General features: G+C 52.3%; 11 protein-coding genes. All 11 read right to left on the bottom strand.

Translation table 11 applies throughout. From position 1 onward, the window contains the following. Positions 1-36: 36 nt before the first annotated feature. A complete protein-coding gene (gene trxA, locus ACG2XO_RS02170; RefSeq protein ID WP_410499210.1) occupies positions 37-363 on the bottom strand; it encodes a thioredoxin TrxA in 327 nt (108 codons plus the stop codon). A gap of 145 nt (positions 364-508) precedes the next feature. Further along, complete coding sequence (gene radA, locus ACG2XO_RS02175) at positions 509-1,864, bottom strand: DNA repair protein RadA (RefSeq protein WP_410499211.1); 1,356 nt, start codon at positions 1,862-1,864, stop codon at positions 509-511. A 56-nt stretch (positions 1,865-1,920) separates the two neighbouring features. After that, a complete protein-coding gene (gene flgL, locus ACG2XO_RS02180; RefSeq protein WP_410499212.1) occupies positions 1,921-3,279 on the bottom strand; it encodes a flagellar hook-associated protein FlgL in 1,359 nt (452 codons plus the stop codon). A 26-nt stretch (positions 3,280-3,305) separates the two neighbouring features. Then, complete coding sequence (flgK, locus tag ACG2XO_RS02185) at positions 3,306-5,525, bottom strand: flagellar hook-associated protein FlgK (RefSeq protein ID WP_410499213.1); 2,220 nt, start codon at positions 5,523-5,525, stop codon at positions 3,306-3,308. 28 nt (positions 5,526-5,553) lie between these two features. After that, positions 5,554-6,537 (bottom strand): flagellar assembly peptidoglycan hydrolase FlgJ, encoded by a 984-nt coding sequence (flgJ, locus tag ACG2XO_RS02190; protein ID WP_410499214.1) that lies wholly within the window; start codon positions 6,535-6,537, stop codon positions 5,554-5,556. 157 nt (positions 6,538-6,694) lie between these two features. After that, complete coding sequence (locus ACG2XO_RS02195; RefSeq protein ID WP_410499215.1) at positions 6,695-7,786, bottom strand: flagellar basal body P-ring protein FlgI; 1,092 nt, start codon at positions 7,784-7,786, stop codon at positions 6,695-6,697. 9 nt (positions 7,787-7,795) lie between these two features. Further along, on the bottom strand, positions 7,796-8,464 hold the full coding sequence (locus tag ACG2XO_RS02200) for a flagellar basal body L-ring protein FlgH (RefSeq protein WP_410499216.1): 669 nt from the start codon (positions 8,462-8,464) through the stop codon (positions 7,796-7,798). Beyond that, complete coding sequence (flgG, locus tag ACG2XO_RS02205; RefSeq protein WP_410499217.1) at positions 8,464-9,249, bottom strand: flagellar basal-body rod protein FlgG; 786 nt, start codon at positions 9,247-9,249, stop codon at positions 8,464-8,466. The genes ACG2XO_RS02200 and flgG overlap by 1 nt, the downstream gene beginning before the upstream one ends. A 15-nt stretch (positions 9,250-9,264) precedes the next feature. After that, on the bottom strand, positions 9,265-10,005 hold the full coding sequence (gene flgF / locus ACG2XO_RS02210) for a flagellar basal-body rod protein FlgF (RefSeq protein ID WP_410499218.1): 741 nt from the start codon (positions 10,003-10,005) through the stop codon (positions 9,265-9,267). Between the two features lie 10 nt (positions 10,006-10,015). Then, entirely contained in the window at positions 10,016-11,356 is a 1,341-nt protein-coding gene (gene flgE / locus ACG2XO_RS02215; protein WP_410499219.1) for a flagellar hook protein FlgE, read from the bottom strand. A gap of 27 nt (positions 11,357-11,383) precedes the next feature. Further along, positions 11,384-12,052 (bottom strand): flagellar hook assembly protein FlgD, encoded by a 669-nt coding sequence (locus tag ACG2XO_RS02220; RefSeq protein ID WP_410499220.1) that lies wholly within the window; start codon positions 12,050-12,052, stop codon positions 11,384-11,386. Positions 12,053-12,057: the final 5 nt, after the last annotated feature.

A 12,057-nucleotide genomic window follows, 5' to 3' on the forward strand; every position in this document is an offset into this window, starting at 1 on the left:
ATACAACTGCAGACTAAATCAAATACATGCCAGATGTCAAATATTGCTATCCAGAAACGCGGTCAGTTGCGATTTGGACAAAGCACCAACTTTGGTTGACTTCACTTCGCCATTAACAAACAACATCAGGGTAGGAATACCACGAATGCCAAATTTTGGCGGAGTGGCCTGATTTTCATCGATATTCAGTTTGGTCACTTTCACACGACCGGCATATTCGGTCGCCACTTCATCCAGAATCGGCGCAATCATTTTGCATGGACCGCACCACTCTGCCCAGTAATCGACCAAGACAGGCCCAGCAGCCTGAAGCACTTCTACATCAAAACTGCCATCAGTTACTTGGACAATGTTTTCACTCATTTTAAATCTCCAGAAGTCATTTGGGTGCGGTTTAGCAGATGCTAACCAAAAAATCGCCAGGACAAAAGCCCAATCTGATATTTAAGATCTGCCCTGAGCTGCGGATTTCAAGCCCCCTCAGGCATATATTTCATCACCGCATGCCTTAAAACGCAGCATCAACAGCCTGTTCCAGCCGGTCAATAGCCACCACGGTCATACCTTCAACAGCTTGTCGCGGTCGATTGGCTTTGGGAACAATCGCATGGGTAAAACCCAGCTTTGCCGCCTCGCGCAAACGTTCTTGCCCGCGCTGAACAGGGCGTACTTCACCCGCCAAGCCCACTTCGCCAAAAACTACCATCTTTTTTGGCAATGCCTTGTTTTTCAACGATGACACAATGGCGATCAACATCGCCAGATCGGCTGCGGGCTCAACAATTCTCACTCCACCCACGGCATTGATAAAGACATCCTGATCAAATGCAGCAATCCCGGCGTGGCGATGCAATACCGCCAACAAGAGCGCCAGACGATTTTGCTCGACCCCGACAGCCAGACGTTTGACCTGTGCAGCATGCGCATCATCAACCAGAGCCTGCACTTCAACCAGCATGGGTCGTGAGCCTTCCTGCGTCACCATCACGCAAGAACCAGCCACAGGCTGCTCATGTTGACTTAAAAACAAGGCCGATGGATTGGCTACCTCGCGCAAACCTTTATCGGTCATCGCAAAAACGCCCAGCTCATTGACAGCACCAAAGCGGTTTTTAATTGCGCGAATCAATCGAAAACTTGAATGCGTATCGCCCTCAAAATAAAGCACTGCATCAACAATATGCTCCAGCACCCGGGGGCCGGCCAAAGCGCCCTCTTTAGTCACATGCCCCACCAGTAATATCGATGTGCCATGCCGCTTGGCAAAGCGGGTCAGTTGCGCCGAACATTCTCGCACTTGCGCAACGCTCCCCGGAGCACTGGTCAAGGCTTCGGTATAAATCGTCTGGATTGAATCAATCACCACCACCTTGGGTGCTTCACGCTCCAGCGCATGCAAAATCTTTTCCAGACTAATTTCCGGGTACAGGCGCACTCTGGCAGCCGGAACCCCCAGCCGACGCGCCCGCAAAGCGATCTGCTGAGCCGACTCTTCACCACTCACATACAAGACGGGTAATGAATCGGACAGCTTGGCCAATGCTTGCAATAACAGAGTTGATTTACCAATGCCAGGGTCACCGCCAATCAGCACCACCCCACCCGGCACCAGCCCTCCGCCCAAAACCCGATCCAGCTCAGCCAGATGAGTCGGCGTACGCGGCAACTCCTCAGCCTCTACATCGGCCAGGTTTTTAATCGCACCATCGGCTGCCAAACTCTGGAAACGCCCCGTAGCAGGCGCAGCCTGCACCACTTGCTCTTCCAGGCTATTCCACTCACCACATTGCGGACATTGCCCCTGCCACTTAGGCGATAAGCCGCCACATAAACGGCAAACAAACTGATTTTTAATTTTGCTCATACACACTCAATAAAAAACGGCTCGCACTGCGAGCCGTTTTCAAAAATCGGATCAGCTTAAATATACCGGAATAAGCTGAGTTCTTGCACCTGAGCAAATGATTTGCGTGCAGCATCCAGCACCATTTGATTGGCGGCAAAATCACTGATCGCTGCGGCATAATCCAGATTCTGCAAATCACCCAAAGTCTGGGAGTACTGAATTTTCAAATCTTCAGTCGTCTCCTTGACCGAATCAGTTTCATTCATTCGCGAACCCAGATAAGCCTGAGTCGTTGTCACATTAATCAGCGCCCCGGACAAGTCGGACAGGGCAGTATTCAACTGATTCTGGAACTCAGCCTGTCCATTACCTACTGCATCCACATGATAATTACTCAAAGCCGTGTGCAAATTACCCAAGGTGGTAAACAAATCGACATTGGTACTTGGCTTCAGAGAAAACGAATCTGCCGCGCCTGGCGCACCAACTGGTTGCTGGGTCAACGGATCAAACGGGATCGGTTTACCCATGACACTGGTCTTTACACCGTAATCCCATGCCGGGCCAGCCGGATCAGTCGGCAAGCGCTTGAATTCAATATCACTGCCCGAGCTATAACTTCTCGGTCCACTGGTCTGACCTGCAGTCGCCGCCCCGCTGATCAGCGATACGCCGCTGCTATCAATCAGATCGTATGAAATAATCGGTTCTTCAGGCTTGCTCGCATTGGGCTGCCAGTAAAATTGCACGGTAAAATCCCGGGGAGCAGGTGCATTAGCCCATTTTTTGGGCTCAAGCACTTCGCCGGGGCTAACAATCCCCGTCCCTACATTACTCGGGTTATAAGCAGTCACAAAAGAACCGTTACCATTTTTGATCTGCTGAAATACATCAGCCCCTGATTCGGAAATCGGGATTTGTCGCCCATCAGAGATCTGAACCACGCGCTGACCATCGTCGCCGTAATATTGCACATTGCCAAAGCTGAGCTCACCAAAAGGCTTGGTCTCGCCTTGAAAGCCGGAAAACAGATAATTCCCCTGACCATCCGTGGTATTGGCCAGCGCCAACAGCTCCTGATAACGCCCCAGCAAATCGGCCGCCTTCATTTTTTTCTCTTCCGGTCCCAACACAGGGTTACCGGCACTGACTGCCAGTTCCTGGACATTATGGATCAAGGACGTTACCTGCTGCAAAGTGCTTTCGCTCAAGCGCATAAACGACTCGGCAGCGCCGCTATTGGTCGCATACTGCTCGTTAATTGAGCGAGCCTGACCAATATCGAGAATCCGGGCAGAAGCAATCGGATCATCGGCAGGAGTCAGAATTTTACGTCCGGTTGAGAGCTGATTCTGCAATCGAGCCTGATCGGCAATATGTTTCTGCAAACTGGCAGAACCATTATTAAAAATGGAAATCGTTGCAACACGCATGATTGATACTCCTGATAAGCACGCGATTAACGGCCGATATTCATGATTTCTTGGAAAGCAGCCTGAGCGATCTGGATTACTTTCGATGCGGCCTGGTACGCTTGCTGATAGCGCAATAAATTGGCCGCTTCTTCATCCAGATTAACCGCAGAGACCGAATCCCGACTGTTTTCGGCATTACTCAAAAATTGTGCCTGCGCCTTGCTCATGATCGTGGCTTCATTGGTTTGCGTACCAACTTTACTCACCATCCGGCCATAAGACTCCTGATACGTCGCAGATTCGTTTTCCAGAATCCGTTTGGTCTGCAATTTTCCGAGCGCCAATGCATTGCGATTATCTGCAACCCCGCCGATATTGGGCGCAACCGTAATGGTATCGCCAGTCGCCGGAGCGCCATCAAGCCGCATCGACCAGCCGTTAACGCTGAGCGTCATCCCTGCAGTAAAGACCTGAGGAGCCGAAGTAAAACCAGTCACGGTATCGGTATAAGTAAAGCTGCTAGGCGAAGTGAAATTGATATTGACCGTGTTTTTAACCGCAGGATTGAAGGCCGCATCAGTCGTCGACAAGCTCGGCGTATCAACCTGGTGATCCAATACTTTGACCGTTCCGGCATTATTTGCACCTAATGTTGCCCGCATCGGCGCTGCGGCTGCCAGCTCTTTCGGGTCGGTAATCCGCACCGCCATCGTATCGATCATGCCTTCGACCGGCTTGATCGTAAAACGGTCATTGGCATTCATCGCGCCCGAATCAATTCGGAGCAACATCCCGTCCTGATTAATCCCTTGTGCCATCTCAGCAGGCGTATAAGACGTATACGTCCCGTCACTGACTTTTTTCAGGCTGTAATTACTGCCATCAAAGCTCAGTTCATAGTTGCTTGCGGTCAACTTGCTGACATCGGTGATATAACCGCCCAAACTCGCCGTACCCGTATTCTTGGTATTAAAATTGATCTCGCTGATCGCTGGCGGAAAAGCAAACGTGCTTTGATTGGGCACGACCAGACCTGCGGGTGTCGCAGACAAGCTCAAGCCAGTCGCAGGGTCGGTGCTGCCCAGCGCAGTCGGAACTGGTGCACCAGGATAGCCGTTATACATCCCGTCAGTCAGGCGGGTGATCACATAACCCCCGCCGCTGGCCGTGATTGAGTAATCGCTGACTTCTGAACTCCCTTCGGGAGACGTCACCCGGACATTCGTGCTACCAGGGCCAGGTACAGCACTCACATTCAAATCAACAATACTGCTGCGTTTGATGTCGAACAGATTTTTACCAAAATTGCCGTTCAAATCGACCCCGGCCTTGTGCTGTTGATTAAAACTCTCAACAAAACCCAAGGCCATCCGTTCCAGACTGTTCTGCGCGACATCGAGTGAGTCAGTACGGTATTCAAGCAAAGCACCCAGTTTGCCGCCAGCAAACAAATGCTCCGGCATGAAAACAGTCGCCCCGTCCTGCTCCAGACCGACCGTAATCCGTTGCGCATCGCCCGGACTGGGCGAGGCAATCATTTTGGAGGTGGACGTGCCGACCACCAAGCCCTGACCATTGCCGATAAATACATTAATACTGCCATCCGAGAGCGCTATTGTCGTTGCCCGCACCAGTTTGTTAAGGTCTTTAACCAGCAAATCACGCTGATCGTACAAATCATTCGGTGGTTGCCCCGAACCTTCAGCGATCACGATTTTCTGGTTCAACTCGACAATCTGATCGGCGTAGCTATTGATACTACCCACTGTGTCGGTAATTTCGCCGTTGAGCGTATTGCGTTGCTCTTCAAGTCGGTGCGAAAAGGTCTGAAACCGGTTGACCATCGTTTGCGCGCTGGACAGCATGGCCTGACGCGCTGGCGGATTGGACGGATTGGTTCCCATATTCTGAACCGAACTGAAAAAATCCTGCAGCGCAGGCGAAACGCCCGCATCCGGATCAGCAACAATATTATTGATTTCTGACAGGTGCGACAGACGGGTTTCCTGATAGCTCGCTTGCGTTTGAGCCACCTCGACAGATCGGGTCAGAAAGCGGTCGTAAATCCGCGTGATCGTATCCACTTTCACGCCAATGCCGCTAAAACCACTACCGAACAGTTGCGGATAAGGCGCGCTCTGAATCAGACGCTGACGTGTAAAGCCTTCGGTATTGACGTTGGAAATATTATGCCCTGTCGTCGACAAACCTAAATTCGCCGCATTAAGGCCGGAAACACCGATATTGTAAACTGATGCAGCCATGATCTAACTCCTTGTTTCTTTATCGGCTTTAAGCGCGGCTTCTTGAATTGCCAACCGACAACTGATCGGCCAACTGCTCGGCGACACGAGATAATTTTTGAGCGTATTGCGGGTCGGTGGCGTAACCGCCATTGGCCAATGCTTTGGCAAATTCCTTGGCATCACTGCCTTGTTCCAGCGCACCAGCGTAGCGGCGTTTGAGCAAAGCGGCATAATCAGCCATCGATTCACCATACGAATCGTAAGCACGAAATTTTTCGACCCGTTTTTGCGCGATCCCATCGACATATTCGGTCGTCATAACATCAACCGTCTTACCCTGCCATCCGGCACCTGCTTTGATTCCAAACAAATTATGCGACTCAACACCATCTGCACCCTTGATACTTTTTTTGCCCCAGCCCGTTTCCAGTGCAGCCTGGGCCAGCAATAAATGCGGAGCAACGCCCAGACTGGCCGCCGTCGTTTTGGCGGCGTCACCCAGTTTGCTGACAAAATCGGGAATCGCATCCAGTTTGGATTTGACCTCGCTGATCAATGACCCCGCTTGTAATCCCGCTTGTGATCCCGTTTGTGCCGGGGCGGCAAACGGTGTGGCAGTTTTTGCCGCTGCTGCCGCTACTGCAGCGGCATTTACTGGCAGCGCTTTACGGATGGGCGATGGTGCGTCATTGCGCTGCACTTGCTGCAGCAGCGCCGGATTACTCTGAATATTAAGCTGGCGCTCGATCATGCGAGCAAAACCAATGCCGCCGCTTTGTGCCCAGTTCTGCGCCCACTGCTGATCACGCATGCTTTTGAACGTCTGGCTGGCAGCGCTCTGGTCGATTTCATCCTGCGGACCCGCTTTACGCATCGCCGAGAGCATTTGCTGCAATAACAGCGATTCGAATTGTTGCGCAACGCCCTTGTTGGCGGCGCTTTTGTCGGTCAGCGACATCGCACGCAGCCGATCCAGACTGCGCGGATCGACGTTCAGGCCTTGCGAATCAAAAGTGGCGGTGGGCAACATGGTCTTGCTCCAGAAAAACTTACTGCAATACAAGCAAGGAGCATGCCCAAAACAAAAAAAGCACGATCAAATGATCGTGCTTTTTACTGATTCACAAATACTACCGGCCGTATATCCCCGCAAGCCAATTAGAAATAGACCTGCAAGGTAATACCCATCAAATTACTTCAAGCTCAGCATTGAGTGCGCCAGCAATTTTCATCGCCTGCAAAATCGCCAGCAAATCCTGCGGCGTCGCCCCCACGGCATTGAGCGCACGCACAACCTGATTTAAGGTCGTTGCCTTGGGCAGTCGCACGACTGCGCCGCCAGCGGCATCAATATCAATATTGGCATTTTGCACTGGCGCAGTCTGCCCACCTGCGAGTGCATTGGGCTGAACCACATTATTTTCAGCCTGAATGGTGACCGTCAAATTACCGTGCGCAACGGCACAGGGCTCGATTTTGACCGCCTGATTCATCACGACCGAACCGGTACGCGCGTTAATAATGACTTTCGGAGTGGCTTCACCCTGCGTCACCGTAATGTCTTCCAGTCGCGCCAGAAAAGCGACGCGCTGATTCGGATCGAGCGGTGCGCGCACCTGGATGACCCGGCCATCGAGCGCAGCGGCAACCGGGCCAACCTGCATATTGATGGCGTTAACGACCCGGCTGGCGGTTGAGAAATCGGTTTTCAGCAACTCCAGCTGAACGAACTCGCCATTGCCGAGCAAAGTTGGCACGGCACGCTCGACAGTAGCGCCGGAAGGAATCCGCCCAGTGGCGAGCTGATTGATCTGCGTGCTGCTCCCCCCTGCCGCCGCACCTGCGCCAGCCACGATCAGATTGCCTTGTGCCATCGCGTAAATCTGTCCGTCCGCCCCTTTCAACGGCGACATCAGCAAAGTACCGCCGCGCAGACTTTTGGCATTACCGAGCGATGAAACGACAACATCCAGCGGCTGGCCTGGACGCGCAAAGGGTGGCAATGTCGTCGTCACGGTGACCACGGCAATATTTTTGAGCTGAATATTACCGCCATCAGGAACCTGCACCCCCAGATTGGTCAGCATATTGCGCAAAGCCTGAATCGTGAATGGCGTTTGCGTGGTTTGATCCCCTGTACCATCCAGACCCACGACCAAACCATAACCGACCAGCTGATTGTTCCGCACGCCAGCGAAGCTGACCAACTCTTTTAAGCGCTCAGCATACACTGGAAGGGTATACACACAAAGAGCAATGGCCAAGATCAGTTTACGCATATACCCACCCTAAAATGGCCACACCGACAGGAATACACGCTGCATCCAGCCCATGGTATTGGCATCATTGATCGCGCCCTGACCTACCTGCTCGATTCGCGCATCGGCAACTTTGGTTGACGAAATCAGATTGCCGGCCCGGACATCATTCGGATTCACGACACCGGTAAAACGCAACATCGTGTTATAGCCATTGATCGCAATCTGTTTTTCGCCGCCGATGGCCAGATTGCCATTGGCAAACACATCAGTCACCGTCACGGCGATCGAACCACGGAAAGTATTGCTGCTATTGGTTGCACCAGTGCCGGAGAAGGTATTGGTACTCTCAAGAGCGGCATTGGCGCTGAATAATTTATTCACCGAAGCTGGCACGTACGGCAGGCTGCCGGAGCCTTCCAGCCCCAAGCTACCCTCACGATTGGTCGAGCTATTGGCTCGATTTGCTGCAGACAGATTTTCTTCGATGGTCACAACCAGCACATCACCCACGCGCCGGGCAATCGGCTCTTCGAATAGCATTTTGGCAGTGCCGACCTGAAAAATAGCCCCGTTATTCGTCGCAGTGACCACAGTGGGTTGCGAGCGCGCCGAAGTCGGCTGCGTCACGATGGTCGGCGGGGCAACACAGGCACTCAGCAAACCGAGCGCCAACAGGCTAGCAAGTTTTTTCATCATTACATTTGTGTCAATTTGGCCAACATCTGATCGGTTGTCGTCACGGCTTTGGAGTTCAATTCAAACGCGCGCTGCGCCTGAATCATATTAATCAGTTCTTCAGTGGCATTCACATTCGATGTTTCGACATAACCCTGGTTAATCGCACCCAGACCATTGGTTCCCGGCGCACCAACGGTCGGAGCACCACTCGCCGTCGTTTCCAGATAGATATTACCGCCGATTGATTCCAGACCCGGAGGATTAATGAAAGTCGCGGTTTGAATGTTACCAATTTGCACCGGATTGACCGCATCATTATTCACAATCGCTGAAACCGTACCGTCATTTGCAATCGTCAGCTTGGTTGTTCCTTGCGGCACCTGAATCGCCGGGCTCAGCTCGTAACCGCTGGAGGTCACAATCGTACCCTGACTGTTAACCTGAAAAGCACCGTCACGCGTATAACCGGTGGTGCCATTAGGCAGCGCAATCTGGAAAAAGCCGTCGCCATTGATCGCCATATCGAGCGAACCTTCGGTGCGCTGCAAATTCCCCTGCGAATGATTTCGCGCAGTGGCAACGACCTGAGTACCGGTACCCACATACAAACCCGTTGGCAGTGAAGTTTGCTGACTGCTCGCCCCACCCGCCTGACGCAGATTCTGGTACAGCAAATCTTCGAAAACCGCGCGTTCGCGCTTGTAGCCATTGGTATTGACGTTGGACAGATTGTGCGACACCACGTCAATATTGAATTGCATGGCATCCATACCGGTTTTTGCAGTCCAGAGCGAGCGCATCATGATGGCGATTCCTTATTAACTATTTAACGAGAGCAAAGAGCTGGCAGACCGGGCATTTTGCTCAGCGGTCGTAATCAGTTTCATTTGCATATCAAAGTGGCGCTGGGTTGAAATCATGCTCACCAGCTGCTCAACCGAATTCACATTGCTGCCTTCAATGCCGCCAGAGGCCAGACGTACTTCGGCATCCGCCTGAGCGATCTCGCCATTACGCTGACGAAACAGCCCATCAAGCCCTTTTTCCATCTGGTTATCGGGCGGATTGACCAGCTTCAAACGCCCCACTTCAACCACCTGATTTGGGTTACTCATATCAACCGCACTCACCGTACCATCGGACGCAATGCTGGGGCGGGTATTTTCCGGAATCGTCAGTGGACCATTTTCGCCTTGGACAATCTCACCGGCGTGAGTTTTGAGCAAGCCTGCGGCATCAACTTCGAAACTGCCATTTCGGGTATAAGCTTCGCCCGTTGAAGTCTGAACCGCCAACCAGCCTTTACCACGAACCGCCACATCCAGATCACGACCGGTCTGCTGGAAAATCCCCGCCGACAGATCGGCGCCTGGGGTTTGCTGCACGACAAATGAACGAGTCCCAATCCCGGGGCCACCCAGCGCTGCCACGGCACGAGCGTTAGCAAACTCGGCACGAAAGCCCGGCGTTGTCACATTAGCCAGATTATTGGCAATACTGGCCTGGCGCACTTCGCTATTTTTGGCCCCAGACATGGCCACGTAGATTAGGCGGTCCATAATTTATCGATTACCGTAGGTTTACAATCGTTTGCAAAATGGTGTCTTGCGCTTTGACCGTCTGGGCATTGGCCTGATAATTGCGCTGCGCCGTGATCAGATTGACCAGCTCGGAAGTCAGATCAACATTGGAATCTTCAACGGCCGCCGCCTGCAAAAAGCCGGTACTTCCCTGCCCTGGCGAATTCACCAAAGGCTGGCCTGAAGCAAAAGACTCGGCCCAGCGATTGTCACCCAAGGGCTGCAAACCCTGATTATTCGGGAAAGTAGCCAAAACCACTTTGGCCACATCACGCGTCTGACCATTTGAATAACGACCCTGTACCACGCCTTCCTTGCTGACCGATAGCCCGGTCAAAATACCGTCGGTATAACCATCCTGAGTCAGTGTATTGAGGTTATACGGGCTGCCGAACTGGGTCGATTTGTCGAAGTACAACTGAAAATCCAGTCCGTTTGAACCGTTATTGATACCGGTCGGACCGCTCACCACGCTGAACCAGTCGTCATTACCGCCGGAAGCTGAAGTCGCAGGTGGCACGATATTCGAGGTGTAACTCTGATACTGTCCATTGGCGTCATACGTCAATGTTCCCTTCAACAGCGTACCTGCAGTCGGAGACACAGTCCCGTTGGTATTCACATCCTTGCCGTCGAGCGAGTAATACACGGACCAGGTTTGTGTTGGCGGTGAAGTTGCAGGTGGAGCATCTTTAACAAAGTAAAAAGTCTGGGTATGCGCCACACCCAATGAATCAAATACCGTCGCCGAAGTCGAATAGTTGTAACTGGTCGGATCCGACGAAGAATATGGGGCAGTCAACACCTTGTCTGTCGCGTTCAGATTGATCCCCAGATTCAGGCCAGCTCCGGAGACCCCGGTCCCCCCCGTCGCTTTCGCGCCAATATTGGCAAACTGCAACTGGATCGGCTGTGGTGTTGAACCCTGCAGGAAAGTACCGGTCGCCTGATCCACCCCCCAGCCGGTGAGGTATTGGCCGTTATTGACGATATAGCCTTCCTTATCCATCTGGAACTGGCCATTACGTGCATAGCTGATCGAACCGGTTCTATCCTGCATACGGAAAAAACCATTACCGGTAATCGCCAGATCGAGCGGGTTATTGGTCGTCGTCGTATTCCCCTGACCAAATTGCTGGGCAATGGTCGTTACCCGTGCACCGATACCCGCCGTATTGGACGACGAGGCAAATGTGCTGGCATAAATATCGGCAAACTCTGCACGTGATCCTTTAAAGCCCACGGTATTGACGTTGGCAACGTTATTGCCAATCACGTCCAGTTGTTTTGCCGAGGCATTTAAGCCGCTGACACCTTGTTGGAAACCCATAATCTGCTCCTTACCTTAACCGTTTGCTTACTGGATCTGGATAATGCTGCCGAAGTTGGTTTTGCCACCATCGGCCAGATAAACACCCACTCCATCACTACCAAACTCGACTGACTTCACTTTCTGCCAGGTCGAAGTATCTAAAGCAATTTTCTTGCCATCTTTTTCGGCGGTGACAGTTATTTTGTAATCGCCTGCCGCCATCATCGTGCCATCGGCCTTTTTGCCGTCCCATTTCACTGCAGACAAGCCGGCTTGATCGGTCGAAACTGGCAGTTTGGCCACTTCAACGCCCGTCGAGTCATAAACGCTGAGCATGGCATTGCTGGCACCGTAGGGCACATCGACGCGCAAATCTGCCGCAGCGTTGCCGTCGAAATGGAAACCTTTGCCGGGAGAGAGGACTTCTTTGCCGATCAGTCCTGCCGCCTGCATCACTTGCGTGCCGGCATACATCCCCGCCATACCTGCCATGGTCTGGTTCAATTTCTCAATTCCGCTGACGGTATTGATCTGCGCAATCTGGCTGGTCGTTTGCGCGTTATCCATCGGATTCATCGGGTCTTGTGACTGCAACTGCTTGACCAAGAGCTTCATGAAACGATCCTGCTGCTCTTCGGTCTGGGTTCTTGTCGTGGTATTACGGACATTCAATGAGCTGTAATCAAACTGGGTAGAACTGACTGAGTTTGCCATGATGT

Origin of the sequence: Chitinibacter sp. S2-10, assembly GCF_046530675.1 — a bacterium.
Classification (GTDB): domain Bacteria; phylum Pseudomonadota; class Gammaproteobacteria; order Burkholderiales; family Chitinibacteraceae; genus Chitinibacter.